We start from the raw sequence: 26,009 nt of genomic DNA, 5'->3' as shown, positions 1-26,009 counted from the left end.
ATACTTTCTTATACAAAAAACAAGTGATTTTAATGCGTTGATTTTTATGTATATTAAATAAACCCTTCTTCCTAATTTTCTATAAAACAATCGATATATGAAAAAAACAGAACAGTACGATGAGCCGTTGCCGATGCTGCCGAACGATCCGCCGCTGCGCGCCGTGCGGGCGTTCGAGGCCATCGCGCGCCTGGGCAGCATCAGCGCGGCGGCGAAGGAGCTGATGATTTCGCCTTCGGCGGTCAGCCATCAGCTGAAAACGCTGGAGGCATTTTTACAGATGCCGTTGACCGAAAGGCAGGGGCGCCATCTGGTGCTGCGCAGCGAGGGGCGGGAATATTACCGCTCGATCCGCTCGGCGTTTAACGTGCTGCGCCAGGCGACCGAACACGTGCGCGAGCAGTCCGCGTCGCGGCAGGTCACCATCAGCCTGATCCCGCTGTTCGGCATGGGTTGGTTCATTCCGCGGCTGCGCGGCTTTCTGCGCGAGAATCCGGATATCGATATCAATGTGGTTTACGCCAACCACCGCAATTACCTGAGTGACGCCGCCGATCTGTCGATCCGCTTCGGGGTTGGGCAGTGGAGCGGCTATCGCAGCGAAAAGCTGATGTCCGGCCAAATGGTGCCGGTGTGCAGCCGGGCATTCAGCAAACTGCACGGTCTGCTCGATACGCCGGATCAGCTGACGACGCTGCCGTTGCTGCACGACGAAGAGCGCAATACCTGGATGCAATGGTTTCAGCAGGCCGGCGTTAAACGCCCGCTGCGCAGCATCGGGCCGATGTTCGAAGACGGATTGCTGACGCTGGCGGCGGTGCAGGCGGGATTGGGGTGTGCGCTGATGCGCGAGCCGTTAATCGCCCAGTACCTTGAGAGCGGTGAGTTAATCAAAATGTTCGATCTGCCGATCGACGACGGCCGCGATTATTACCTATGCGCCCGCCTGGATAGCGAATTGTCGCAGGAGGGCGAAAACCTGCGGCAATGGCTGCGGCGTGAGGCGGTGGCTCAGAACGCCGGGGCATAATCTACAACCAACGCGTCTTTCAGCACCTGGCGGCTTTGCAGTAAAGTGCCGGTTCCTCTGTAGCGATAAGGTATGACGATGCTGTTCGACTTAAACCAGCAGGCGGCCGAACTGCCCGAGGCCTGGCGTTCTGCCGTGCTGGGCCGCGTCGGTGCGGCCAATATCAAAGTGCTGCGCATGGATGAGCGCAGCATTGCGGATGAAGTGCATGATTACAGCGAAGGGTTGCTGGTGATCAGCGGCCACCTGCGGCTGCAGGTGGCGGGGGAAGAGGTGGTGGTGCGGGCCGGTCAACTGTATCAGGCCGCGGCCGGCGTGCCGCACCGCGTGTTGCCGGGCAGCGAAGGCACGCTGGTGATTGTCGATCTGCCGGAGGATTAAGCGCCGCCCAAGGCCGTGAGTGCCACGTTCACCGCCGCCAATAGTCGCGTTTCAGTGACGCCGTCACGCGCCTGAATCGACAGGCCGTGCAGGAAGACGGCGAAAAAGTCCCCCAGGCTATCGGCGTCGGTGCCGGCCGGCAGTTCGCCGGCTTGCACCGCCTGCCGCAACCGTTCGACGATCTGCTGGGTGCGCTGCAACCGATGCTCAGCCAGCCAGGTTTTGAGCCCGTCGTTTTCCGCACTGACGCTGGCGGCGGAGGAGACCACCATGCAGCCCTGCGGCAGATCCGGCCGGCTGTAGAGCCGCACGGCGTCTTCCAGCAGGCGTTTGATCGCCGGGCGAATGCCGCTTTCCTGCGCGAAGGCGCGATCGGCGAAGCCGCCTTCCTCGGTTTCATAACTGGCTATCGCCTCGCGGAACAGCTGTTCTTTGGAACCGAACGCCTTGTAGATGCGTGCGGAAGCAATGCCCAATTCCGCCACCAGATCCGACATCGAGGTGCCTTCGTAACCCTGGCGCCAGAATAAGTTTCGCGCCTTCAATAGCGCCTGTTCGCGATCGAACTCGCGCGGTCTGCCTGCCATTCGCTGCTCCAATTTACCGGCCATTCAGCGACATAGGATCGCTTAAATCGGCGGGAATACCAATGTCTTTATAAATTTCGCTTGCGGTCATCGCACTTTGCTCCTATTGTTTGTTAATCGACAACCAATAGGAGTTTACGATGAAAACCCTCAAAGGTCCAAGCCTGCATCTCGCGCAGTTCAGCGATGAGAACGCGCCATTCAACAGCCTGCCCGCCATCGCCGAGTGGGCGGCGCAGACCGGCTTTAGCGCGCTGCAGATCCCGGCCTGGGATCGGCGTTTATTCGACGTGGCCACCGCCGCGGAAAGCCAAACCTACTGCGATGATTTGACCGGCATGTTGGCGGAACAGGGGTTGGTGGTCAGCGAATTGACCAGCCATATCTTCGGCCAGCTGATGGCGGTACACCCGGCTTACGATGCGCTGTTTGACAGCTTTGCGCCGCCGGCGCTGCAGGGCAATCCGCAGGCGCGCGGCGAGTGGGCGCGGCAGCAAATGCTGTTGGTGGTGAAGGCGTCGGCGCGGCTCGGGCTCAGCGAGCTGGGCACCTTTTCCGGTTCGCTGGCCTGGCCCTATCTGTTCCCGTTCCCGCAGCGCCCGGAAGGACTGATCGATACCGCGTTCGACGAGCTCGCCAAACGCTGGCTGCCGGTGCTCAACGCCTGCGACGAGCAGGGCATCAACCTGTGTTATGAAATTCACCCGAGCGAGGATCTGCACGACGGCGTGACGTTCGAGATGTTCCATGAGCGCGTCGGCCATCATCCGCGCTGCCGGGTGCTGTTCGATCCGAGCCATATGGTGCTGCAGCAGCTCAACTATCTGGAGTTTATCGATATCTATAAAGAGGTTATCGGCATGTTCCACGTCAAGGACGCCGAGTTCAATCCGACCGGTCGCCAGGGCATTTACGGCGGCTATCAATCCTGGATCGATCGCGCCGGCCGCTTCCGCTCGCTGGGTGACGGCCAGGTCGATTTCAACGGCATCTTTTCACGGCTGACGCAGTATGGCTATTCGGGGTGGGCGGCGCTGGAGTGGGAATGCTGCCTGAAAAACCCGCAGGACGGCGCGCGCGAAGGCGCAGCTTTCATTCGCGATCGCATTATCCGCGTCACCGACAAAGTGTTCGACGACTTCGCCGGCGCGCCGGTCAACCCACAACAGATCAATGCCTTGCTCGGCATTCGCTGAGCCTAATCCTTCAGGGAGTCACCCCATGCAATACCTACAGAACGAGGTCCCGTTGGCGGATCTCGCGGCGGAACACGTCTATCTCCAGGTCAACGGCCGACGCATTCACTGCGTGGTGGCCGGTGAAGGGCGGCCGGTGCTGCTGATCCCCGGTTGGCCGCAAACCTGGTACACCTGGCGCCATGTGATGCAAGCACTGGCGGCGGCTGGTTTTCAGGCGATCGCCGTCGATCCGCCGGGCATCGGCGATTCTGACAAGCCCGCTGGCGGCTATGACACCGGCAGCATCGGTGCGACATTGCACGCGATGATGGCGCAATTGGGCCATGAACGTTACCGACTGGTTGGCCACGACATCGGCATGTGGATCGGATACGCCATGGCGAGCGATTTCCCGCAGGCGGTGGAGCGTCTGGTGCTGACGGAGGCGGTGATCCCCGGTCTGGCGCCGCCGCCGCCGATTTTCGTCGCACCGGAGGAGAACATTTTCCTGTGGCATTTCATGTTCAATCAGCTGGCGGATTTGCCGGAGACCCTGACCCAGGGGCGTGAGCGGGAGTATCTTGGCTATATCTTCAACCGCTGGTCCTATCGGCGCGATCGGGTGGCGGCGGAGGTGTATATCGCGGCTTACTCAGCGCCTGGCGGCCTGCGCGCCGGGTTCGACTATTACCGGGCGATCCCGGAGACCGTGCGGCAGAACCGCCTGCGCGCCGCCAGGCCCCTGACGATGCCGGTGTTGACGGTGGGGGCCGAGCACGCCACCGGCGACGCGCCGCTGACGACGCTGCGGGGCAATGCGCACGATCTGCGGGGCGAAACGGTCGCCGGCTGCGGGCATTTCATTACCGAGGAGTGTCACGAGGCGTTTATCACACTGATTACGCCGTTCTTGGCAGGAGAGCCGCATGCCGCTCGATGAACGCATTGCCGCTTTTTTGACGGCATCGGCCGATGCGCCGCCTCCCGCGTCGCTGGCGGAAATGCGCGCGGCCACGGAAACCGGTTTACGCCAGCTGCAGGGCGAGGCGGAACCGAGCGGCGGCGTCAGAGACGTTACGGTGGTCGCCGCCGATGGGTATCGGATCGCGCTGCGCGCCTATCTCCCAGCGGGGGAAAACCGCGCCGCCGCGCAGCCGGCGATGCTGTTCGCCCACGGCGGCGGTTGGTGCCTCGGTTCGCTGGCGCTGTACGATCGGCCCTGTCAGGCGCTGGCCAACGCCACCGGCCGGGTGATCCTGTCGGTCGACTACCGTCTGGCGCCGGAATACCCGTTTCCGCAGCCGCTGGAAGATGTCTATCAGGCGCTCTGCTGGGTGGCGCAACAGGCGCCGCAGTTGGGGATCGACGCGCAGCGCCTGGCGGTGGGCGGCGACAGCGCCGGGGGCAATCTGGCGGCGGCGGTCGCGCTGCTGGCGCGGGATCGCGGCGGCCCGCACATCGAGCGCCAGCTGCTGCTGTACCCGGCGCTCAGCCGCGAGATGGCGACGACCAGTTATCGCGAGTTTGCCGAGGGGCACTTTCTGACGCGCGACGCGATGGTATTTTGTTGGCAGCAGTATCTGGCCCAGCGGCGCGATCCCGGCGCCGAACCGCTGCACGCCGCCACGTTGCGCGGGTTACCGCCGGCCACCATCCTGAGCTGCGAATATGATCCGCTGCGCGATGAGGCCGAGCAGTATGCGCAGCGGCTGCGCGAGGCGGGCGTGCCGGTGCGCTGCGAACGGTTGCCGGGCATGGTGCATGCCTGCATTCACATGCTGGGGCTGACCCCGGCGGCGCGGCGGCTGTTCGAACTGGCTCGCGAGTAAAAAAAAGCCCCGCACAGCGGGGCTTTTGGCCATTCATCCGACACGCGGTTAACGGCCGGCGACGGTGACGAAGCGGGTTTCCAGGTAGGACTCGATCGCTTCACTGCCGCCTTCGGTGCCGTGACCGGAGTCTTTCACGCCGCCAAACGGCGTTTCCGGCAGGCCGAAACCGATGTGGTTGATGCTCAGCATGCCGCTCTCCACGTCGCGCCCCAGCGCATTGACGGTGGCGATGTTGCGGCTGTAAGCGTAGGCGGCCAGCCCGTACGGCAGGCGGTTGGCTTCGGCGATCGCCTCGTCATAGGTGGCGAACGGGCGCAGCAGGGCGACCGGGCCAAATGGTTCTTCCGACATGGCGCGGGCGCTCAGCGGTACGTCGCGCAGCACCGTCGGCTCGAAGAAGTTGCCTTTGCCCGCCACGCGCTTGCCGCCGGTGCAGGCTTTTGCCCCGTGGGCGACGGCATCCTGCACCAGCGCCTCGATATTGTCGACGCTGCGGCCCAGCACCATCGGCCCCATGGTCACGCCGTCTTCCAGCCCGTTGCCGAGTTTGAGCTCACGCACGGCGGCGGTGAATTTCTCCACGAAGGCTTCATAAACGCCTTGCTGGATCAGGAAGCGGGTCGGGGCGATACAGACCTGGCCGGCGTTGCGGAACTTGGACTGCGCCAGCTCTTTGGCCGCCGCGTCGAGATCGGCGTCGTCGAAGATCAGCACCGGGGCATGGCCGCCCAGCTCCATGGTGGCCTTTTTCATATGCTGGCCGGCTAGCGCCGCCAGATGCTTGCCCACGCGGGTAGAGCCGGTGAAGGAGATCTTGCGAATGGTCGGATGTGGGATCAGGTATTCCGAGATTTCCGCCGGGGTGCCGTACACCAGCGCGATCACCCCGGCCGGGATCCCAGCGTCGGCGAAGGCTTTGATCAGCTCAGCCGGCGAGGCCGGCGTTTCTTCCGGGCCTTTGACGATGATGGAACACCCCGCGGCCAGCGCGGCGGACAGCTTGCGCACGATCTGGTTGATCGGGAAGTTCCACGGTGTGAAGGCGGCCACCGGGCCGACCGGCAGTTTGAGGGTTTGCTGCTGCACGTCGCGGGCGCGGGACGGAATGATCTGCCCGTAGGTGCGGGTGGCTTCGCCGGCGAACCAGTCGATGACGTCGGCGGCGTTGAGAATTTCGACTTTGGCCTGTGCCACCGGTTTGCCCTGTTCCTGCGTCATGACGGCGGCGATGGCGTTGGCGCGTTCGCGCAGCAGCGCCGCCGCTTTGCGCATCAGGTTGGCGCGCTGGTGCGCAGCGGTGTCGCGCCAGACGCTAAATCCGCGCTCGGTGGCGGCCAGCGCCAGATCGAGATCCTCTGCGGCGGCGTGCGCCACCTGACCGATTACTTCGTCGGTGGCGGGGTTGGTGACCGGCAAGGTTTTCCCGGCCAGTGCGTTGCGCCATTGTCCATCGATATACAGTTGAGTATCCGGATACATTGTTGCCTCTTGTTTGCGGAGTGTCAGGGGCCGATGAGCTTCGCGATGCGGCTCGCCTGAAAGGGACAGGGACCTTAACCCTACGCCGAATGGCGGCGATCGTCCAGGCGAGGGGCACGAAAGCGCCAGGGCGGCTACTCAACCGGCGATGTTTTGGCTATGCTGAGCAGATTGTCAGCACGGACGAGGAGGTCGGGTGCAAGGGGTACCACAACAGTTTCCGTTCGAGAAGGATTGCGCGCAGTTCCGGCATTTGTCGCATCTGCCGGGCGTCGAACTTTATCAGGCGCATATCGAACGCTATGCCTTCGAGCCGCATACCCACGACGCCTTCGCCATCGGCACCGTAGACACCGGGGCGGAGCGTTTCCGCTATCGCGGCACGCAGCACCTGGCGGCACCGGGCGCGCTGGTGCTGATGAACCCCGACGAGCTGCATACCGGCGAAGCCGAAACGCCGGGCGGCTGGTGTTATCGCATGCTCTATCTGGCGCCCGAGGCGCTGGAGCAGCTGTCCGGCGATCGGAGCCAGTGGTTCACCGATGCGGTGCGCCACGATCCGCGGGCGGCGCAGCGCCTGTCCGCCATTCTCGCCACGCTGTGGCAAACCGACGATCCGCTCACGCTCGACGGCCTGCTGTTGGAGGCGGTCGAGCTGCTGCACCCGCATATCCGCACCGGGCAGCGGGAAAAAGCCGAGGCGGCGCACCGTTTCGAGGTGGTGAAAAGCTACCTGCACGACAACTTCGCCGAGGCCGTGACCCTCAGTCAGCTGGCCGAGCTGGTGTCGCTCAGCCCGTACCATTTCCTGCGCAAGTTCAAGGCCGAATACCACGTTTCGCCGCAGCAGATGCTGATGGCGATCCGGCTGTCGCAGGCCAAACGCATGCTGGAGCGCGGCATGCCCGCCGCACAGGTGGCGGCGGCGGCGGGGCTGACCGATCAGGCGCACCTGACGCGCGCCTTCGCCAATCGTTACGGCGTCACGCCAGTGCGTTTCCAGAAACAGGTGAAATTGGGCTAAAACAGCAACCTGCTACAATAATTCCTTCCCGCGTTTTCGCTACTCTGCCGCTGTCTCGTCGGGCGGGTTGGCCGCACCGGCCGTTTGTCGGAGTCGTTATGTTCATTGGCGTTGTGTTTGCCCTGGCCGCCGGGCTGATGTGGGGATTGATCTTCGTCGGCCCGCTGCTGGTGCCGGATTATCCCGCCGCGCTGCAGTCCACCGGGCGCTATCTGGCCTTCGGGCTGATCACCTTGCCGCTGGCCTGGCTCGATCGCCGCCGCCTGCGCAAGCTGCGGCGCCAGGATTGGCTGGAGGCGCTCAAGCTGACGGCCATCGGTAACCTGCTGTACTACCTGTGCCTGGCCAGCGCCATTCAGCGTACCGGCGCACCGGTATCGACCATGATCATCGGCACCTTGCCGGTGGTGATCGCCCTCTGCGCCAATCTGTTTTACGGTCGGCACGACGGGCGGCTGGCCTGGGGCAAGCTGGCGCCGGCGCTGTTGCTGATCGTCTGCGGGTTAGCGTGCGTGAACGTCGCCGAGCTGCGCGGCAATGCGCTGCCGGTCGATGGCTGGCGCTATCTCAGTGGCCTCGGGTTGGCATTGTTGGCGGTGGTGTGCTGGACCTGGTTCCCGCTACGCAACTCGCGCTGGCTGCGGGAGAACCCGACGCAGCGGCCGGCCACCTGGGCCACGGCGCAGGGGCTGGTGACGCTGCCGCTGGCGCTGCTGGGCTATCTGGCGGTCTGCGGCCAATTGGCGCTGAGCGAACCGGCGTTCGCCTTGCCGTTCGGCCCGCGCCCTGAGGTATTTATCCCGCTGATGCTGATCATCGGCGTGTTCTGCTCCTGGCTGGGGGCACTGTGTTGGAACGAAGCCAGCCAGCGCCTGCCGACGGTGTTGGTGGGGCCGCTCATCGTGTTCGAAATTCTGGCGGGGTTGGCCTATACCTTTCTGCTGCGCCAGGCCTGGCCGCCGCTGCTGACGCTGGCCGGCATCGTCTGCCTGATCGCCGGCGTGGTGTACGCCATGCGCATCAAGCCGCAGCCGGTGGTGGTGGCGTTGGAGGACAAGCCGGGGTGACGCCCGCCGCGAAGGCGGGCGCGAGGGTTAACGCTTGCTGTGGTGAATGATCTCTTCGGCCACGTTGCGTGGCGCTTCGGCGTAGTGGCTGAATTCCATGGTATAGGTGGCGCGGCCCTGCGACATCGAGCGCAGGGTCGTCGAGTAGCCGAACATCTCGGACAGCGGCACCTTGGCGCGAATTTCCTTGCCGCCGCCGCCCGGTATCTCTTCCATACCCTGCACCAGACCGCGGCGTGAGGAGAGGTCGCCCATCACGTTGCCGGCGTAATCCTCCGGTGTTTCCACCTCCACCGACATGATCGGCTCAAGGATCACCGGATCCGCCAGGCGGCAGGCTTCCTTGAAGCCGAAGATCGCCGCCATGCGGAACGCCTGTTCCGACGAGTCGACATCATGGTAAGAACCGAAGGTCAGGTGCACCTTGACGTCTACCACCTGATAACCGGCCAGTACGCCGTTGTTCAGCGCCTCGAGCACGCCTTTTTTCACCGCCGGGATAAACTCGCCCGGAATGACGCCGCCCTTGATCTCATCGAAGAACTCGAAGCCTTTGCCGGGTTCGTTCGGTTCGACGGTCAGCACCACGTGGCCGTATTGCCCTTTACCGCCGGACTGGCGCACGAATTTGCCTTCCACGTCGGCCACCCGCTTGCGGATGGTTTCGCGGTACGACACCTGCGGCTTGCCGGTGGTGGTCTCCACACCGAACTCGCGGCGCATGCGATCGACGATGATCTCCAGGTGCAGCTCGCCCATGCCGTAGATGATGGTCTGGCCGGATTCTTCATCGGTGCGTACCCGGAACGACGGATCTTCCGAAGAGAGGCGCTGCAGCGCGATGCCCATTTTCTCCTGGTCGCCCTTGGTCTTCGGCTCGATCGCCTGGGCGATCACCGGCTCGGGGAAGGTCATGCGTTCCAGCGTGATGATGGCGCCGGGGTCGCACAGCGTATCGCCCGTGGTGACGTCCTTCAGGCCGACGCAGGCGGCGATGTCGCCGGCGTGCAGCTCGTCGATGTCCTTACGATCGTTGGCGTGCATCTGCACGATGCGGCCGATGCGCTCCTTTTTGCCCTTGATCGGGTTGTAAACGCTGCTGCCTTTGGCCAGCACCCCGGAGTAGACGCGCACGAAGGTCAGCTGGCCGACGAAGGGGTCGGTCATCAGCTTGAACGCCAGCGCCGAGAATTTTTCGTTGTCGTCGGCTTTGCGGGTGATGATTTCATCGTGTTCGCCGTGGCCCTCCATCGGCGGCACGTCGAGCGGCGAGGGCATCAGTTCGATCACCGCATCCAGCATGCGCTGCACTCCTTTGTTGCGGAACGCCGAGCCGCACAGCATCGGCTGGATTTCGCCGGCGACGGTGCGCACCCGCAGCCCGTGGACGATCTCCTCTTCGCTCAGCGGCACCTGGTTGAGGTATTTCTCCATCAGCTCTTCCGAGGCTTCGGCGGCGGCCTCAATCATGTTTTCGCGCCACTCCTGCGCCGAATCGCGCAGCTCGGCCGGGATCTCTTCGAAGCTGAAGCTCATGCCCTGCGAGGCCTCGTCCCACAGGATGGCCTTCATCCGCACCAGATCCACCACGCCGCTGAAGTGATCTTCGGCACCGATCGGAATAACGATCGGCACCGGATTGGCTTTCAGGCGCTCGATCATCATTTTGCGCACGCGGAAAAAGTCCGCGCCGATGCGGTCCATCTTGTTGACGAATGCCAGCCGCGGCACCTTGTATTTATTGGCCTGGCGCCAGACGGTTTCCGACTGCGGCTGCACGCCGCCCACCGAGTCATAGACCATCACGGCGCCGTCCAGCACGCGCATCGAACGCTCCACTTCAATGGTGAAATCGACGTGCCCGGGGGTGTCGATGATATTGATGCGGTGCTGCGGATAATTATGCTGCATGCCGTTCCAAAAGCAGGTGGTGGCCGCCGAGGTGATGGTGATGCCGCGCTCCTGTTCCTGCGCCATCCAGTCCATGGTCGCCGCGCCGTCATGCACTTCGCCCAGCTTGTGGCTGACCCCGGTGTAAAACAGAATCCGCTCGGTGGTGGTGGTCTTGCCGGCATCGATATGCGCGGAGATGCCGATATTGCGGTAACGTTCGATAGGGGTGGTGCGAGCCATAATCAACCTTTCTTAGCCGCGTGAAGGAGAGCGGCTTAAACAGCATGAATAATGGTGATAATCCTCATAGGGTTATCCGCCGGATCGCAGAGCCTCGCTCTGGTCACAAACTAATCGTAGTTGAAGGCGTTGGTTTTTTTAAGCGATGGCTGTGATAGATGGAAGTTTGCGTGCATAACGGTGCCGGTGGGGGAAAGGGCGATAATGATCATACGGCAGCTACATTTGTCGTTGAAATACAGAGAGGCCGATGAAGTCCATTGGGTATTGGCAGACAAGAAACCGTCAATTGATATCAATAATATTTATTGCAATAGGTAAGCATCATTTAACTGAATAATAAAGAGAGTGAAATTCTAGGTGTGTTGTCAATTTCCCATGGATATTGATGATGTTCAATCTCTCATTTTTGATAAAAATAAAAAAATAAAAACCTCACGCAGCTGACGGTATTTTGCACACCCTCATTTCAAAGCTAAATTGATCAATTTGCGAACACCTTTGTCCCGCGGGGCTTGAAGTGGGTGAGTAAGGAAAATCTTATAAATCATAAGGATGATCTTTTTTTTGTTAAATGCATTTTTTGTAAATTTTTGTTACATATTTTTATTTTTACTCGCTTAACTAATGTTTCTACACTCCCTGCCTATCGGTTTTTATCTGAATTTTTCATTTCAGAAAAATGCCATAAAATATCGTGTCATCTTGCTAGTGAATGGAATGCGCTTGCTTTTTTTCTCCGAAGTTTTAATTCGCGTTGGATAACGTGACTCGGGGTGTTGTTGTGGCAATATTAGCCTTTCTTATTTTTTTCTCACTTGCATTGACCGTATCTATTAATTCATAGAACAGGGACAGCCATGTCTAATTCCTATCAGTCCGAGATCCCCAAGGCTCGCGTCAATATCAAACTCGATCTGCACACCGGCGGTGCTCAGAAGAAGGTCGAATTGCCCCTTAAACTGATGGTCGTGGGAGATTACAGCAACGGTGCCGAACAACGTACGGTGTCCGAGCGTGAAAAGGTCAATGTCAATAAAAACAATTTTGACAGTGTGTTGGCAGAATTCTCTCCTGCTGTAAACCTGGCCGTTGAAAATACGCTGGCCGGCGATGGCAGTGAAGAAAATGTCAGCCTGGCCTTCCGTGAGATGAGTGATTTCACGCCGGAGCAGGTTGCCCGTCAAATTCCACAGCTTAAAGCCATGCTGGCCATGCGCAATCTCCTGCGTGACCTCAAAGCCAACCTGCTCGACAACCAGGCCTTCCGCAAAGCGCTGGAAAAAATCCTGCTCGACCCGATGCTCAGCGCTGAACTGCGCAGTGAGCTGTCCGCGCTGGCGCCGAAGCAGCCATAACGGTCGCGATATTTAACGGATTAATAAGGAAATGCTGATGTCTGTAAAAAATGAGAATGCCGTGGGTGGCGAAAGCATCGTGTTGGAGCGGTCGCAAGCCAGAGGCGTGTATACCTCCCTGTTTGAAAAAATTAACCTGAGCCCGGTGTCTGAGCTGAGTGCGCTGGATATCTGGCAGGATGCGCAGGCGATGTCGGATGCAACGGCAGACGAGCGGTTAACGGCCGGGATGCAGGTGTTTCTGGAGTGCCTGACCAAAGCAGGTTCGAAAGTCGAAAAGCTCGACAAAACCCTGATTGACCATCATATCGCGGAGCTGGATCACCAGATTAGTCGCCAGCTGGATGCGGTGATGCACCATGAGGACTTTCAGGCGATAGAAAGCCTGTGGCGTGGCCTGAAGTCTTTGGTTGATAAAACCGATTTTCGTCAGAACGTCAAAATCGAACTGCTTGACCTGTCAAAGGAGGACTTGCGTCAGGACTTTGAAGACGCGCCGGAGATCATTCAGAGCGGATTGTACCAGCACACCTATACCGCAGAATACGATTCCCCGGGGGGAGAGCCGATTGCTGCGCTGCTTTCCGCTTACGAGTTTGATGCGTCTGCGCAGGATGTAGCGTTGTTGCGCAATATCTCGAAAGTGTCTGCCGCCGCCCAGACGAGTTTCCGACAGGCCGTTCCGGTGGAAGAGCGGTTTCGACAGTTGAGACAGTTACCTGAAGATTCACCGCTGCGCCAGCAGCAGATCCTGCAAGCTGAGCAGCACCTACGGGCGCAAATCTACTCGCTGGCTCAGGAAAGGCACCGTGACTGATATCAAGGCACCTGACGTGCCCTTAACGGTTATTTTCTGACGTTAAACAACGATTATTGGGTAATAACATGGTTACGATTTGCGTCGATGGGGAAAATAAAACCCACCAAATTACGGACTGGACGTTATGGCCAGGAAAAGAGAGCGGAGAGCTCATGCTGAGCTGTCGTTTTCGTAGCGGGAAAAAATATACACGCCCGCTTTCTGTCTGCCAGATAACACCGACCAGACCCCTGCAAAATGTTTGACTCGAGCGGAAGGGGGGCTCTGTCACCTCATTGGCTCAGAGAGTGATTGTTTATGGCGATAAATATGCGGTTGTTTATTACCCTGGAAATAACAGACCCTACGTAATGAAAACGCTAGGGCTCGATTTTCAGGTGTGCTCTGAATTTACAGAGCAAGCCGCGTTTAATTATTTCATCCGTGTGGCTAACGACCGCATTTCCCATGCCGCTGGAAACGACAGGAGTATCGCTGAGAATGTTCTTCGGCAGCTCAATAAGATTATTCCCCATCCGGATACGGCTCTGCATGCATACTGTACAGGGAAGAGTAAAAAACGTGAGCCTCCGAGAGAGATGATTTTTCCGTTTGGTCTTAATGAAAGCCAGTTGCTCGCAGTAGAACGGGCATTTTCTTCGCAGGTTTCAGTTATCGAAGGCCCCCCGGGTACAGGCAAAACACAGACTATTCTCAATATTGTCGCCAATATTTTGATTCAGAATAAAACAGTGGCGATTTTATCCAATAATAATACTGCGGTCAGTAACATTTATGAAAAGATGGACAAGCACAGGCTGGGGTATCTGATAGCCCGGCTGGGGAGCGCAGAGAATAGACAACAGTTTTTTGCCACGCCAGCTTCGCTTTTTGATGAGATATTATCAGATTCACCGCCGGCACAAGCAATTGATGATGTGCTTCAAAAAGTGAAAAAACACCTAAGTACCCTTAACCAGGTTGCTTCGTTGCAGGCCGAAATTAATGAGCTGCGTGTTGAATATGAATACCTGCAGCAATGGCAGGAACAGAATCCTTGGGCGGAAGGTTCCTTTGCCGGCAGTTACCGCTTATCCACCCGTAAAACAACCGATCTGATGGCTTACATTCATTATCTTTCCGATCGCCGGATTGGGTTGAAAAACAGGATTGACTTGCTGTTGAATTTCAGGATCTTGAAAGTGAAGCCGTTAGCCAATCAGGAGAAAAGGCTGGCGCTTTTTACTTCCCTTCAACTGTTTTATTATGAAAAAGCCATCCAGGAAAAGAAAAAGGCTCTGGCTGAGTGCAATGGATTATTGGCGTCGGCTGATTTTAATTTTTTACTGGAGCAGCTGACATCGTTGTCCATGCTTTATTTGAAACGACATTTTCGGGAGAGCATTCCAGCGGCAACCTCATTTTTGGCGGATACATATCGGCATGATTTTGATAGTTTTATAAAACGCTTTCCGGTTATCGGCAGTAGCACGCATTCAATTATTAACTCTATCGGTCAAGGTGCGATTTTTGACTATGTCATTATCGATGAAGCCTCTCAACAGGATATTGTTCCCGGCATCCTTGGGTTGGGGTGTGCACGTAATGTGATTATTGTCGGCGATCGCAAACAACTCCCACATGTTCCGATCTTACATCCGAGCACGCCTCCGGCTGAGCACTATGATTGCGTAAAATACAGCCTGCTGGACTCTCTCTGCATGTTATTCAGGGAGACGGCGCCTGTTACGCTGCTGAAAGAGCACTATCGCTGCCATCCTAAAATCATCCAGTTCTGTAATAAGCAATTTTATGACAATGCACTGATCCCACTGACGATAGATTCTGGCGAAGCCTCATTATCTTTAGTGATCACGGCAAAAGGAAATCATACCCGTAATTTTTCAAACCTCAGGGAGCTTGAATCCATAGAAGGGCATTACTGGGATGAGGGTAGTAGCAGAGGGTACATTGCGCCCTATAATGCACAGGTTAATTTGGCGGAGGCGGTGCTGCCGGCCGATTTTGTAAAGTCAACGGTGCATAAATTCCAGGGGCGAGAGTGCGATGAAATCGTGTTTTCTACCGTGTTGGATAAAAAATACGCTAGCCGGCAAAGTCGGAACATCGCATTTGTTGATGATCCTAATTTGGTGAACGTGGCTGTTTCCAGGGCCAGAAACAAATTTACGCTGGTGACCGGCGATGATGTTTTTGCAAGTCAGGGTAGGCATATTGCCGCACTGATTCGTTACATCAAATACTACGCTAACGACGGAGAGGTTTTCGAGAGCCCGGTGATATCCGCGTTTGATTTGTTATACAGCGAGTATGATAAATCATTGGAGCGGCTGAATAGTCGGTTAAATCCAGATGATTCGCGTTTTAAGTCAGAGCAGATCACTGCCAGTTTGTTAAGGGATATTCTGTCGCAGGAGCGCTACCAAGGCATGATGTTCCATTCACAGATAGCACTTAACCAGTTGGTATCGTTGGCGCAAGGGGATTTTTCCCCCAGAGAACGCTCATTTATGCATAACGGGGCCAGCTGTGATTTTGTTATTTACTATAAGGTTGGAAAGATCCCACTAGGCGTTATCGAAGTGGATGGCGGTTACCATCGGGAAAAGACCCAGATTGAGCGCGATGCACTTAAGAACGACATACTGAAGAAATGCGATCTGCCACTGCTCAGACTTCGTACGATAGACAGTGACATAACAGGAAAGCTGGATTCATTTCTGTCAGGCCTGTCGGATTAAAATCGGATCAAAAGCGCGGCACACCAGGCGCGTGTTCGCGCCAACATCGATGGAGGTCATCATGCTGTCCGGCATTACCCGGCATTCTGTCGCTACAGATGAAAAGGGGGGATAAACCCCCACTGAAAATTTCAGGCTAGATGCGCAAACAGGCATAGAAGCGATTTTATTGATTTTGCTAGCGTAATCAGTAGAACGCAAAACTCTATGCCGGTCTCTTTTCTTTAGGCCCTGGCGATTACGGCCAGCGGCCTGTTGTCGAGCGGCGCCTTCGCCGCTTATTTGCGTCCCAGCAAGAAGCCGAAAACGATGCCGACCGCTGCCGCAACGGCCACGCCGGCCAGCGGGTTGGCTTCCACCTGGGTTCTTACGCTGTCCGCTGCGTCTCGGGCGGCATAGCTGGCCTGGGAGGCGTATTTGCGCGCCGCACCGCGCACCTGATGTTCCGGCGAATCAACGGCTTTGCCGAACGCTTCTTCTACCGCGCCTGCGGCTTCATTGGTTTTGTCTTCCGCTTTACCAAACATGCTGCTCTCCTGTTCCTTGTGGGTTAACGAACCCTAAGCCTAGCAGGTGAACGGTAATTTTTGCAGCATTCTGTGCGTTATAAGAGCAATCCGAGCAGAGAAACGTCTTGCCGGGTGCGCGGTGACGGCTTCACCCGCGCGGCTTTTTGTGTTCTATTGGCTAGCGGTTTAACCGGGTATCGTTAACCTTTGACCGATTCGTTGAGTTGAAAGGACTCCCCATGTCAGTACTGCGTATTCTGGCGTTGCTCGCCGCAACCGCCGCCGCTTTGCCCGCCCAGGCCAAGCCTGCGCTCCACGGCGCGACGGCCGAGAACGGCATTCGTTGGCAATCTTGTCTAAACAGCGGTTTTCAACGGTGGTTCGATGAGGTGCCGCCGGCGGGGCTGCGCTGCGGTTACCTCGAGGTGCCGTTAGCCTACGCCACGCCGCCCGCTCATGCGGCGCAGGCGGGCGAACAGACCGTGCGTTTGGCGCTGACCCTGCTGCCCGCCACCGGGCCGAAAAAGGGCAGCGTGGTGGTGATCAGCGGCGGGCCGGGCCTGCCGGGCATCAATCCTTATTTGGGCAACGACGCCCACGTCGCCAGACTGCGAAAATCCTACGACATCATCGGTTACGATCCGCGCGGCGTCGGTCAGTCGACGCCGAAAATTTCTTGTCAGCTGGCCGAAGGCGACGAAACCCCGACGCCGGACGATAACGACGTGGCCGGCGCGGAGAATCAGACGCGCACCCTGATTGCCGCCTGCATCAAACAGACCGGCGCGGACGTGCTGCAACATATCGGCACCGACGAAGCGGTCAACGATCTGAACGCGATCCGCCACGCGCTGGGCGAACCGGGGCTGACGGCGGTGGCGTACTCTTACGGCACCAAGGTGGCGGCGCTGTATGCCGAGCGTTTTCCGAAGAAGACGCGCGCGCTGGTGCTCGACGGGGTGGTGGACCTGGCGGAGGACGATTTCACCCAGCGCATGAATCAGGAGCGAGGCTTCCAGCAGAGCTTCCTGCGCTTCGCCGCCTACTGCGGCAAAACCGACAGCTGCCAGCTGGGCGGGGGCGCCAATCAGGCGCTGCAGCGCTATCACGCTTTGCTGCGCAAGCTGCATGAGCAGCCGTTCGTTACCGCGGCGGGCTATGAAATCTCCGCTGATGACGTGCTGACGGTCACGCGTTCGCTGCTGCTGTGGCCGGAGCGCTGGCACGAGTTGGCGACCGTGCTGCGCCAACTCGATGCCGGCATTGCCGGGCAGCAGGTTTCCGATCTGATCGACGAAAGCTATTCGCCGGATGCCGATGACGCCCTGAACGTCATCACCTGCGCCGACGTCGCCAACCCGACGGCCGATCCGCAGCTGTTGCGCCGGCAGCGGCAGGAGATCAATACCGCCGCTTTGTATGCCCACTATCTGCCGTTGCACGAATACCCGCTGGAAATGTGCGATCTGTGGCCGTACCGCGGCAAAGATCGGCCGCACACGCCGGTGGCGTCCGCCGCGTTGCCGCCGCTGCTGTTCGTCGCGCAGCGCTACGATCCGACCACGCCGTACCGCAACGCGCAGGTGATGGCCGCCGCCTTTAAAAGCCCGCTGATCACCCGCGAACGCGACGGGCATACGCTGGCGCTGAACGGCATCGACAGCTGCGTTGACGAAAGCGTGGTGGATTATCTGCTGGCGCCGAAAAAGCCGCGCCACGACAGGATTTGCCGTTGAGGAGGCCGGGCTTCCGCCCGGCCTGACCGGTAAGTAAGTCGCCCCGTGTTTTAGAATTTCACATCTTCCGCCAACGCCAGCGTCACGAATGGGCCCGACAGGGTCTGGTTATGGTGGCGGATAATGGCTTCGGCGCTGAGCGCCTCCGTGTCCGAACAGCTATGAGCGTCGGCGGCCAGCACTATGTCAAATCCCAATTCCGCGCCGCGACGACACGCGGTGTCCACGCAGTATTGCGTTTTCATTCCCGAAATCACCAGCCGGCCGATGCCGGCGTGCTTTAGCCGTTCCGCCAGGCCAGTCTGGTAAAAACAGCTGGGGTGGGTTTTATCGATGAACCAGTCGGCACCCGCGGCGGTTTCCAGGTTGGGGTGAACCTGCCATAGCGGGCTGTTTGCGGCGATGGGGGAACCTGCCGGCCCCGTATGGCGGATAAACACCACGGTTGCATTTGCCAAGCGCGCGGTGCGTATTAACGCATTGGTCTTCGCCAGAAGTGTTTCGGCGGCGAACGGCGGATCGTTCGGTGAGGCAAACAGGCCGACCTGCATGTCGATAAGCAGCAGGGCGCTGCGCGGTGCGGGGAGGGTTGTCATTGGGATTCTCCGTCATGAAATTGCCGGCAAGTACGGAGAAACAAAACCCCGTCCATGGCTGGCGGGGCTTAGGGATACATCGTTAGCTGATGCGCACCCGTGCAGCCCGCCATTGTGTGGCGGTTGCGGTGGTGGTAGCGAGGACGTGCACGAAGTGTTTCATCGCGTTGATAATGCGCGGTGGTGAGGGGGACGTCAAGAGGCTCCCCCCAATGTCAGCCGGCGAAAATATGCGCCTGGCCCATCACGTTGAGATTGACCTGAGCGCCGGGCTGCAGGCCTTCGCGGCTGACGGTTTTGATCTCGATTTGCGCGCCGCCGGCGGCCATTTGCAGGTTGAGCGTAGAGACGAAGCCGGCGAAATCGATGCCGGTGATCACCGCCTGGCCGCGCTGCGCCGGATCGGACAAACCAATTTGAATCTGCTCCGGGCGCAGCATGATGCGCGCCGGGCCGCTGCGTTGCCGATCGTCGACGGCGATGCGCCCCAATGCGCAGTCGGCCCAGCCGTGCGCCAGTTCGGCGGTCAACACCAGCGTTTCGCCAAGGAAGCTGGCGGTCGGCTCATCGACCGGCCGCAGATAGAGATCTTGCGGCGCGCCCACCTGCGCCAGCCGGCCATTGCGCATCACCGCCACCTGATCGGCGAACGATAGCGCCTCGCTCTGATCGTGGGTGACCAGAATTGACGCCACCTTGGCCTCCGTCAGCAGTTCGGCGACCGCTTTGCGGGTGGCGGCGCGTAGGCCGGTATCCAGCGCCGAGAACGGTTCGTCCAGCAGCATCAGCCGGGGTTGCTGCGACAGGGCGCGCGCCAGCGCCACCCGCTGTTGCTGCCCGCCTGACAGCTCGTGCGGCCACAGCGCGGCCAGACGGCGATCCAGCGCCACCATCTCCATCAGCGCCTCGATGCGCCGCTGTTTCTCACGCTTGCTGCCTGTAAGGCCAAAACCGATGTTGCCGGCGACGGTAAAGTGCGGGAACAGCGCGCCATCCTGCGGGACGAAGCCGATGCCGCGCAGATGCGCCGGCACCCAGCCGCCACCGTTACCCATAGCTTGCCCCTGCAGCAGGATCTGGCCGCCGTCGGGGATTTCAAAGCCGGCAATGATGCGCAGCAGGGTGGTTTTGCCGGAGCCGGAAGGGCCGACGATCGCCGTGCGGCTGCCGGCGGCAACCTGCAGGTCGATGTGTTCCAGCACCCTGATGGCGTTATAAGATTTTTCGATACCGTGCAGTTCGAGCGTGCTCATAGTCCCGCCGTGCGTTTAGATTGAGAATAAAGAAGCCAGGTGAGCGGCAATGACAGCGCCACCATAATCAGCGCATAAGGCGCGGCGGCGACGTAGTCTATCTCGCTGGTCAACGCCCAAAATCCGGTGGCCAGCGTGCGGGTGCCGTTCGGCGCCAGCAACAGCGTGGCGGTCAGCTCATTGGCGATCGCCAGGAACACCAGCGCGGCGCCCGCCGCGGCACCCGGCGCCGCCAGCCGCAAGGTGGTGCTCCACAGCGCCTGCGCCGGCGATTTGCCGAGGCTGCGCGCCACGTTTTCCAATTCCACCGGCGCCTGCGCGATGCCGGCGCGCAGATTGATCAGCGCCCGCGGCATAAACATCAGCAGATACGCCAGCAGCAGGGTGATTTCGGTTTGGTAAATCGGCCGGAAGCTGTGAATGGTGATGGTTACCAGCGCCAGCGCCACCACGATGCCGGGCAGCGAGCTGGTCACGTAGTTACAGCCCTCCAGCACGCGGTACAGCCGGGCCGGATAGCGCACCGACAGCCAGGCCATCGGAATGGCGCACAGCGTGATCAGCAGCGCGCCGGCGGCGGACAGCGACAGCGTTTGCCACAGCGCAGGCCACAGTTCGGCGTTGCGCCACGCCTCCAATCCCCCCAGCCACAGCCAGCGGGCCAGGGTGATGAAAGGCACGCCCAGCGCCAGCGCGGTCAGCGAAATCGGCAGCAGCAGCGCCAGCGCGGCGAGCGGTAGTGAAAGGTGACGCGGCGTTTGGCTGCGGGCGCTGCCGGAACCGACGCGGGCATAGCGCGCGCGGCCGCGGCTGAGAGCCTCAAGCAGCAGTAACCCGAGGCAGCACAGCACCAATACGCCGGCCAGCATGTTGGCCGCCGGGCCGTTGAAGGTCGACTGGAACTGATCGAAGATCGCGGTGGTGAAGGTATCGAAACGGATCATGGCGTACAGGCCATACTCCGCCAGCAGGTGCAATGCGATCAGCAGGGAACCGCCCCAGACCGCCAGCTTCAGCTGCGGCAGCACCACGCGGAAAAACACCGCCGGTGGCCGGGAACCGAGCGAAGTAGCGACGTCTTCGATGCCGGGATCCAGACGGCGCAGCACGGCGGCGGCCGGCAGGTAAATGAACGGGAAATAGGCGAGCACCGAGATGAAGACGCCGGCGCTCAGGCCGTGCATCGACGGCACCAGGCTGATCCAGGCATAGCTTTGCACAAAGGCCGGCACCGCCAGCGGCGCGGTGGCCAATACCGCCCAGAGACGGCGGCCCGGCAGCGTGGTGCGTTCGGTCAACCAGGCTAGGGCCACGCCCAGCACGGCGCAGATCGGCAGCGTCAGCACCACCAACAGCAGGGTGTTCAACAGCAGTTCCGCCACGCGCGGGCGGAAAACCAGAGCGTTGACCGTTTGCCAGCCGGTTTCAAACGCCACGCCGATAACGAATCCCAGCGGTAACAGCGCCAGCAGCGACAGCAGCACGGCGCTGGCCACCACGATCGCCCCCGGCCGCGGGTGACGGGGAAGAACAGAATAACGCCGCGCGGTCTGCGCGGCGTGGGTACTCAGGTTTGACATAACGATCAACTACTCTCGGTTTGCCGCGGGCCTTACAGCAGGCCCGCCTCGGTCATCAGTTCGACCACCTTTTTACTGTTCAGCTGCGCGGCGTCTACCTTCGGCGCGTCCAGATCTTTCAGCGGCACCAGTTTCGGGTTGGAGGCCGCGCCGACGCCGACGGCGTATTCGAAGGCATTGTTGGTGCGCAGGATCTCCTGGCCCTGTTTGCCGGTGATCCACTTGATGAACGCCTGCGCCTGCTGCTGATGCTTGCTGGAAGCCAGAACGCCGCCGCCGGAGATGCTGACGAACGCGCCCGGATCCTGATGTTTGAAGTAATACAGCTTGATGTTGTTGCTGTTTTCGCCGGTTTTAGCGCCGTCCACGAACGGGTAGTAGTGATAGATCACGCCGCTGTCGACCTGGCCAGCATTGACCGCTTTCATCACCGTGCTGTTGCCCTTATAGGCGGTGAAGTTGGTTTTCATCGCTTTCAGCCATTCCAGCGTCGCTTTCTCGCCTTTCAACGCCAGCAGCGCGCTGACGATAGCCTGGAAATCCGCGCCCGACGGCGAGGCGGCCCAGCGGCCTTTCCATTCCGGCTTGGCCAGATCCAGCAGCGACTTCGGCAGCTGCGCGTCGGTCAGTTTGGCCGGGTTGTAGACGAACACGGTAGAGCGGGCGGCGATGCCGGTCCAGCGGCCGTGGCTAGGGCGATACTGCGGTTCCACCTGGGCTAGCGTCGCGGCATCCAGCGGGGCGAACAGCTTGGCGTTATCCACCAACACCATCGCCGGGGAGTTTTCCGTCAGGAACACGTCGGCAGGCGAAGCGCTGCCTTCCTGCACCAGCTGATTACCCAGCTCGCTGTCACCGCCGTTGCGCAGCGTGACCTTGATGCCGGTATCTTTGGTAAACCCATCGACCCAGGATTTCACCAGGTTTTCATGTTGGGCGTTGTAAATGACGATGCCCTGGTCGGCGGAGGCCGCCTGAGCGCCGAAGGCCAGCATCATCGAGGAGGCGAGCAGGGCGACGGGGCCGAGAGATGAAATACGCAGCTTCATGCAGTTATCCTTTTTAGCGTTCGAATGAGGAAAACGAATATCGCCTGGCAAGCGCAAGCAGGCCGATTTTAGCCAAGAACATCAATAATGATAGTGAAAACGATTCGTATTAAATTATTTTTGACGATCGCTCACAAAGTGAATTGCCCTAAGGATAAGTTAAGTTTCGGCTGGAATAATCTGTATTGATTGCCTGAATAGAATTGGGACGTGTTATCTCACAGTGAGCGGCCAACCTGCCATCGCAGGCGGCCGCCCGTCAGGCTTGCTTCTTGTCACGCCGGCACGAACTCACCGTTGCCGACGCCGAAGAATTGCCCGTTGATGCTGCCCGCGTACTGCGGCGGATGAACCAAAGAGGCCAGCACCCGACCATTCTCCAGCAGCGTCAGGACGATCGAACCGGGGTTGATGGCCAATTGCAGGGTTAACGGCACGCCGATCAGATTTTCGGCATCGGGCACGGTGCCTTGTAGATAGATCGTCGGGATGTTGATGTTACCGCCTGAGCCAGTGCCGGTGGCCTGGCCGATAAAACGCACCGATGTACCGCTTGATGGGGCATTGGGACCAATATTGGCGAGCTGTGCGGAAATTTGCACGGTCTCCGCATGTGGCGCGCAGCCACACCCGCATCCACAGCCCTGGAAGCTGAAGTAGCCGCAGATATTTTGTTGGCACCCGCATCCACACAAGGATTGCGGATGCACTTGCTGGTTGAACGCCGGTTTCAATTGCGGATGTTGGTTGAGCAGCGCCCGTCGGCTCTGCACTTCCGCGCTATAGGCGTCACGTGATTGTTTATTCAATGCGTTAGCCTGTTCAGGCGTAATATCTTGCAATGAAGGCATAGGTAAACTCCTGTTATTTTTGCTGAGTCAGTCTGAAGTGCATATCACGCTGAATCCGGTTAGCCACCAGACAGGTAATTGCATCTGAATGGAAATAGTCATTGCCTTCGAAAGAAAAACGGTATGGCAAGCAGACCGTTGCATCTTATCCTCACGGCAAGCGTTTATATTTCCGGTTTGCTCTTTCGGTAATTATTTTTGATTCAATCATTCGCCAGTTATTGATTTTACAACCGGCAGTAGCTTCATGTATATCTCGAAGCCATTTAAAGGTAGTTAGGTGTCATGGAGATATCAAGTGAGGTTTTTAATGTTATTTTTAAATTGAAATGCTACTGATTTACCTTGTCCATTATTTTACTGTTAATCTTTTTCTGCAACCAATTAATTAATATGAGTTAATTGATTGTTATATTTCATCCTGTTGATTTTTATTGAATTATTTTTTTGTGTATTATTTTTTAAATATTGTCAGTGTATTCATGGAGGTGACAGTTAAGTGTGGGTTTACATTTGACTTACATCAGTTTCTTGTCAACGCTGTAATGGCAATTAAGCAGTTGCAATGTTGACGTCTTGTTATCGATTGGCGTTCTTTTTCTTCAGTCTTTTCATATCGTTCTTCAGCGTCTCGTTCAGGTATTAATAACTCGGACTGTCAACGCGAATGACGAGCCATATTCAGTAAAAAATCGTGAGAGAGGTGCCTATGTCTAATGGACCGTTTTATACCAATCCTATCGTGGTCATCGATGTAGCTAATGATTGCGTGCATGTGGAAATGGCGATCGATGGGGGATTATACGAAAACGTGTTTCCGCTGTCGGTAGCGGCTAATGAACCCTATCCGAAATTGCTGGTGAATCTGGCGATCCAGGCGCAGGCGAGCGGCAAATCCTTAATGGTATGGGGAGAACCCGGCCCAGAGCCGGTTAAAGGCCTGCCGCTGTTTGGTATCACGACCGTGAACATCAAGTAGAGGACGGTAACGCACATTGGGTTTGAAAGCGAAAAGCGCGGTGAGGGATATTCCTTTGATAATGAAAGAAATTCAACACCGCTTTTGGTTATGACTCATAGCGATTAATGATTTAATTTATTCCACTGCCACATTGCATATTGAACGCGATAAAACACTTAACAGGGATATCGACGTGAAATATTCATTTAATGGCAAGAATTTGGCTGGTTTAATCCTCCTGGCTTTTAACGCGACGGTCGCACAGGCGGCCGATGTGCCGGCGGGCGCTAAACTGGCGGCGGTGCAAGAACTGGTGCGCGCCAACGGGTATGAACCGGCGACGCTGGATCCGAATCTGGCCGAGAGCAATGTGGAGTTCTACATCTTCAACGATCTGTTCGAAGGCCTGCTGCGCGTCGGGAAAGACGGCGAAGCGATCCCGGCGCTGGCGCAGAAATGGGAGCATCAGGGCAACGTCTGGACCTTCCATCTGCGGCCGCAGGCCAAATGGTCGAACGGCGATCCGGTGACCGCCGACGATTTCGTCTACAGCTGGCGGCGCCTCACCGATCCGAAAACCGCGTCGCCGTACGGCAGCTATCTGGCTTCGGCCTACGTGCTGAATGCCGCGGCGATCAACGCCGGCAGCAAGCCGCCGAGCGCGCTGGGCGTCAAGGCGCTGGACGCGCACACCCTGCAGGTGACGCTGTCGGAGCCTAACTCCTACCTGCTCAAGCAGCTGGTGCATTTCCCGGTCTTGCCGGTTAACCGTAAGGTGGTGGAGCAGTACGGCAAGAACTGGACTCAACCGGCGCATTTTGTCGGCAACGGTGCATTCCGCCTCAGCCAGTGGGTGGTAAACGAAAAGGTGGTGGTGGAGCGTAACCCGCAGTATTGGGACAACGCCAACACCGTGCTCAACAAGGTGACGTTTTTGCCGATACAGGGCTTCCCGGAAGTGGCGCGTTTTCGCGCCGGCGAGGTTGAGTTGGGGTATACCACGCCGCCGGAGCTGTATCAGCAGCTGAAAAAAACGCTCGGCGAGCAGCAGCTGGTGACCTATCCGCTGCTCTCTACCAGCTATTTCGCCTTCAACAACCGCCAGGCGCCGTTTAACGACCTGCGGGTGCGTCAGGCGCTGAATCTGGCGCTGGACAAAGAGATTATCGCCGGCAAGGTGCTGGGATATGGCCAACAGCCGGCCTGGACCTTTACCCCAACCGGCGCGGGAGGCTATAGCCTGCAGCCCGGCGCCGCAGCCGGCTGGACGCCGGAACAGCGGCACGCCCAGGCGAAACAACTGCTGGCGCAGGCCGGTTTCAACGCCGAAAATCCGCTGCGCTTTACCGTGCTGTACAGCAACGACGCCACCATCAAGAAGATCGTCATCGCCGCCGCCGCCATGTGGAAAAAGAACCTTGGGGTAGAGGCCAGCTTGCAAAGCCAGGAGCGTAAAGTGACGCTGGATAATATCAACCGCGGGCAGTATGGCGTGGCCTTTACCCGCTGGCTGGCGGATTACAACGATCCGTCTACTTTCCTGAACGTGTTCCGTTCCGACAGCAGCGAGAACAGCGCCAAATACCGTAACCCGGACTATGACCGCATTCTGCACCAGGCGACGGCGGCGCAGACGCCACAGCAGGTGCAGCAATATTTCCAGCAGGCCGAGGCGGTGCTGGCCGCCGATACGCCGGTGGCGCCGGTGTACTACGAGGCCAACGCCACGCTGGTCAAACCCTACGTGAAGGGGATCGATTTTACCCGTCAGGGCGCGCTATACGATAAAAATGTCTATATTCTTGAGCACTGAGAAATAAAAAAGCGGCTGATTTATATCAGCC

20 protein-coding genes and 2 pseudogenes are annotated in these 26,009 nt (G+C 58.7%); 13 read left to right on the top strand and 9 right to left on the bottom strand.

Annotated features, from left to right (window positions below; all coding sequences use genetic code 11):
- Positions 1–97: 97 nt before the first annotated feature.
- Positions 98–1,030: a LysR substrate-binding domain-containing protein gene (locus C9411_RS00930; protein WP_101426960.1), complete on the top strand. Its 933-nt coding sequence runs from the start codon at positions 98–100 to the stop codon at positions 1,028–1,030.
- Positions 1,031–1,108: 78 nt separating this feature from the next.
- On the top strand, positions 1,109–1,411 hold the full coding sequence (locus C9411_RS00925) for a cupin domain-containing protein (protein ID WP_107226250.1): 303 nt from the start codon (positions 1,109–1,111) through the stop codon (positions 1,409–1,411).
- Here the strand turns inward: C9411_RS00925 and C9411_RS00920 are convergent.
- Positions 1,408–1,998 carry a TetR/AcrR family transcriptional regulator gene (locus tag C9411_RS00920; RefSeq protein ID WP_107226249.1) on the bottom strand — a complete coding sequence of 197 codons (591 nt, stop codon included), beginning with the start codon at positions 1,996–1,998 and terminating at the stop codon, positions 1,408–1,410. The two genes, C9411_RS00925 and C9411_RS00920, sit on opposite strands and share 4 nt — an antisense overlap.
- Before the next feature lie 140 nt (positions 1,999–2,138).
- On the opposite strand from C9411_RS00920, the gene C9411_RS00915 reads away from it, so the two are divergent.
- From C9411_RS00915 to C9411_RS00905, 3 genes are read left to right on the top strand one after another with little or no spacing between them, the layout of a single operon-like run.
- Complete coding sequence (locus C9411_RS00915) at positions 2,139–3,194, top strand: sugar phosphate isomerase/epimerase (protein WP_107226248.1); 1,056 nt, start codon at positions 2,139–2,141, stop codon at positions 3,192–3,194.
- A gap of 25 nt (positions 3,195–3,219) precedes the next feature.
- On the top strand, positions 3,220–4,116 hold the full coding sequence (locus C9411_RS00910) for an alpha/beta fold hydrolase (RefSeq protein ID WP_107226247.1): 897 nt from the start codon (positions 3,220–3,222) through the stop codon (positions 4,114–4,116).
- The gene (locus C9411_RS00905; protein WP_033653098.1) at positions 4,103–5,005 is read left to right on the top strand and encodes an alpha/beta hydrolase; all 903 of its coding nucleotides are present in this window, start codon (positions 4,103–4,105) and stop codon (positions 5,003–5,005) included. The genes C9411_RS00910 and C9411_RS00905 overlap by 14 nt, the downstream gene beginning before the upstream one ends.
- Positions 5,006–5,053: 48 nt before the next feature.
- On the opposite strand, the gene C9411_RS00900 is transcribed toward C9411_RS00905, so the two are convergent.
- On the bottom strand, positions 5,054–6,487 hold the full coding sequence (locus tag C9411_RS00900) for an NAD-dependent succinate-semialdehyde dehydrogenase (protein WP_063989954.1): 1,434 nt from the start codon (positions 6,485–6,487) through the stop codon (positions 5,054–5,056).
- A 196-nt stretch (positions 6,488–6,683) separates the two neighbouring features.
- Between C9411_RS00900 and C9411_RS00895 the strand changes: the two genes are divergently transcribed.
- Together C9411_RS00895 and C9411_RS00890 are read left to right on the top strand one after the other, a co-directional pair.
- Positions 6,684–7,511: an AraC family transcriptional regulator gene (locus C9411_RS00895; protein ID WP_063989953.1), complete on the top strand. Its 828-nt coding sequence runs from the start codon at positions 6,684–6,686 to the stop codon at positions 7,509–7,511.
- Positions 7,512–7,609: 98 nt separating this feature from the next.
- A complete protein-coding gene (locus C9411_RS00890) occupies positions 7,610–8,578 on the top strand; it encodes a DMT family transporter (RefSeq protein WP_063989952.1) in 969 nt (322 codons plus the stop codon).
- Between the two features lie 27 nt (positions 8,579–8,605).
- Here C9411_RS00890 and fusA read toward each other — a convergent pair whose 3' ends face one another.
- The gene (gene fusA / locus C9411_RS00885) at positions 8,606–10,711 is read right to left on the bottom strand and encodes an elongation factor G (RefSeq protein ID WP_063989951.1); all 2,106 of its coding nucleotides are present in this window, start codon (positions 10,709–10,711) and stop codon (positions 8,606–8,608) included.
- An 860-nt stretch (positions 10,712–11,571) separates the two neighbouring features.
- On the opposite strand from fusA, the gene tssB reads away from it, so the two are divergent.
- The 3 genes and pseudogenes from tssB to C9411_RS00865 all read left to right on the top strand — a co-directional run bounded on the left by tssB (position 11,572) and on the right by C9411_RS00865 (position 15,630).
- Complete coding sequence (tssB, locus tag C9411_RS00880) at positions 11,572–12,069, top strand: type VI secretion system contractile sheath small subunit (RefSeq protein ID WP_063989950.1); 498 nt, start codon at positions 11,572–11,574, stop codon at positions 12,067–12,069.
- 31 nt (positions 12,070–12,100) lie between these two features.
- Positions 12,101–12,739, top strand: a pseudogene (locus C9411_RS00875) (type VI secretion system contractile sheath domain-containing protein); the annotation flags it as partial.
- A gap of 215 nt (positions 12,740–12,954) precedes the next feature.
- A pseudogene (locus C9411_RS00865) lies at positions 12,955–15,630 on the top strand (AAA domain-containing protein).
- A 278-nt stretch (positions 15,631–15,908) separates the two neighbouring features.
- Here the strand turns inward: C9411_RS00865 and C9411_RS00860 are convergent.
- A complete protein-coding gene (locus C9411_RS00860; RefSeq protein WP_107226246.1) occupies positions 15,909–16,157 on the bottom strand; it encodes a DUF883 family protein in 249 nt (82 codons plus the stop codon).
- 221 nt (positions 16,158–16,378) lie between these two features.
- On the opposite strand from C9411_RS00860, the gene C9411_RS00855 reads away from it, so the two are divergent.
- The gene (locus tag C9411_RS00855) at positions 16,379–17,875 is read left to right on the top strand and encodes an alpha/beta hydrolase (protein WP_107226245.1); all 1,497 of its coding nucleotides are present in this window, start codon (positions 16,379–16,381) and stop codon (positions 17,873–17,875) included.
- A 50-nt stretch (positions 17,876–17,925) separates the two neighbouring features.
- Here the strand turns inward: C9411_RS00855 and C9411_RS00850 are convergent, their stop codons facing one another.
- From C9411_RS00850 to C9411_RS00830, 5 genes are all read right to left on the bottom strand, one after another.
- The gene (locus tag C9411_RS00850; protein ID WP_107226244.1) at positions 17,926–18,471 is read right to left on the bottom strand and encodes a cysteine hydrolase family protein; all 546 of its coding nucleotides are present in this window, start codon (positions 18,469–18,471) and stop codon (positions 17,926–17,928) included.
- Positions 18,472–18,686: 215 nt separating this feature from the next.
- Positions 18,687–19,724 carry an ABC transporter ATP-binding protein gene (locus C9411_RS00845; protein WP_107226243.1) on the bottom strand — a complete coding sequence of 346 codons (1,038 nt, stop codon included), beginning with the start codon at positions 19,722–19,724 and terminating at the stop codon, positions 18,687–18,689.
- Positions 19,721–21,304, bottom strand: a complete 1,584-nt coding sequence (locus tag C9411_RS00840) for an iron ABC transporter permease (protein ID WP_107226242.1) — start codon at positions 21,302–21,304, stop codon at positions 19,721–19,723. Before C9411_RS00840 ends, C9411_RS00845 begins: the two co-directional genes overlap by 4 nt.
- Positions 21,305–21,336: 32 nt before the next feature.
- Positions 21,337–22,353 (bottom strand): iron ABC transporter substrate-binding protein, encoded by a 1,017-nt coding sequence (locus tag C9411_RS00835; protein ID WP_063989938.1) that lies wholly within the window; start codon positions 22,351–22,353, stop codon positions 21,337–21,339.
- A gap of 275 nt (positions 22,354–22,628) precedes the next feature.
- Positions 22,629–23,204 (bottom strand): hypothetical protein, encoded by a 576-nt coding sequence (locus C9411_RS00830; protein WP_107226241.1) that lies wholly within the window; start codon positions 23,202–23,204, stop codon positions 22,629–22,631.
- A 709-nt stretch (positions 23,205–23,913) separates the two neighbouring features.
- On the opposite strand from C9411_RS00830, the gene C9411_RS00825 reads away from it, so the two are divergent.
- Both C9411_RS00825 and C9411_RS00820 read left to right on the top strand, forming a co-directional pair.
- Positions 23,914–24,183: a hypothetical protein gene (locus tag C9411_RS00825; protein WP_033643162.1), complete on the top strand. Its 270-nt coding sequence runs from the start codon at positions 23,914–23,916 to the stop codon at positions 24,181–24,183.
- Between the two features lie 175 nt (positions 24,184–24,358).
- On the top strand, positions 24,359–25,978 hold the full coding sequence (locus C9411_RS00820; RefSeq protein ID WP_063989936.1) for an ABC transporter substrate-binding protein: 1,620 nt from the start codon (positions 24,359–24,361) through the stop codon (positions 25,976–25,978).
- The last annotated feature ends 31 nt before the right edge of the window (positions 25,979–26,009 follow it).

It is taken from the genome of Serratia sp. Nf2, from assembly GCF_003028435.1.
GTDB classification, from domain to species: Bacteria; Pseudomonadota; Gammaproteobacteria; order Enterobacterales; family Enterobacteriaceae; genus Serratia; species Serratia marcescens_L.
Note: the sequence above shows the minus strand (reverse complement) of the source record. Positions and strands in the feature narration are given on the sequence as shown.

Excerpts from the sequence above, each read along its gene's own strand:
- C9411_RS00930 (WP_101426960.1), top strand. The coding sequence starts at position 98 with ATGAAAAAAACAGAACAGTACGATGAGCCGTTGCCGATGCTGCCGAAC.
- C9411_RS00925 (WP_107226250.1), top strand. The coding sequence starts at position 1,109 with ATGCTGTTCGACTTAAACCAGCAGGCGGCCGAACTGCCCGAGGCCTGG.
- C9411_RS00920 (WP_107226249.1), bottom strand. The coding sequence starts at position 1,998 with ATGGCAGGCAGACCGCGCGAGTTCGATCGCGAACAGGCGCTATTGAAG.
- C9411_RS00915 (WP_107226248.1), top strand. The coding sequence starts at position 2,139 with ATGAAAACCCTCAAAGGTCCAAGCCTGCATCTCGCGCAGTTCAGCGAT.
- C9411_RS00910 (WP_107226247.1), top strand. The coding sequence starts at position 3,220 with ATGCAATACCTACAGAACGAGGTCCCGTTGGCGGATCTCGCGGCGGAA.
- C9411_RS00905 (WP_033653098.1), top strand. The coding sequence starts at position 4,103 with ATGCCGCTCGATGAACGCATTGCCGCTTTTTTGACGGCATCGGCCGAT.
- C9411_RS00900 (WP_063989954.1), bottom strand. The coding sequence starts at position 6,487 with ATGTATCCGGATACTCAACTGTATATCGATGGACAATGGCGCAACGCA.
- C9411_RS00890 (WP_063989952.1), top strand. The coding sequence starts at position 7,610 with ATGTTCATTGGCGTTGTGTTTGCCCTGGCCGCCGGGCTGATGTGGGGA.
- fusA (WP_063989951.1), bottom strand. The coding sequence starts at position 10,711 with ATGGCTCGCACCACCCCTATCGAACGTTACCGCAATATCGGCATCTCC.
- tssB (WP_063989950.1), top strand. The coding sequence starts at position 11,572 with ATGTCTAATTCCTATCAGTCCGAGATCCCCAAGGCTCGCGTCAATATC.
- C9411_RS00860 (WP_107226246.1), bottom strand. The coding sequence starts at position 16,157 with ATGTTTGGTAAAGCGGAAGACAAAACCAATGAAGCCGCAGGCGCGGTA.
- C9411_RS00855 (WP_107226245.1), top strand. The coding sequence starts at position 16,379 with ATGTCAGTACTGCGTATTCTGGCGTTGCTCGCCGCAACCGCCGCCGCT.
- C9411_RS00850 (WP_107226244.1), bottom strand. The coding sequence starts at position 18,471 with ATGACAACCCTCCCCGCACCGCGCAGCGCCCTGCTGCTTATCGACATG.
- C9411_RS00845 (WP_107226243.1), bottom strand. The coding sequence starts at position 19,724 with ATGAGCACGCTCGAACTGCACGGTATCGAAAAATCTTATAACGCCATC.
- C9411_RS00840 (WP_107226242.1), bottom strand. The coding sequence starts at position 21,304 with ATGTCAAACCTGAGTACCCACGCCGCGCAGACCGCGCGGCGTTATTCT.
- C9411_RS00835 (WP_063989938.1), bottom strand. The coding sequence starts at position 22,353 with ATGAAGCTGCGTATTTCATCTCTCGGCCCCGTCGCCCTGCTCGCCTCC.
- C9411_RS00830 (WP_107226241.1), bottom strand. The coding sequence starts at position 23,204 with ATGCCTTCATTGCAAGATATTACGCCTGAACAGGCTAACGCATTGAAT.
- C9411_RS00825 (WP_033643162.1), top strand. The coding sequence starts at position 23,914 with ATGTCTAATGGACCGTTTTATACCAATCCTATCGTGGTCATCGATGTA.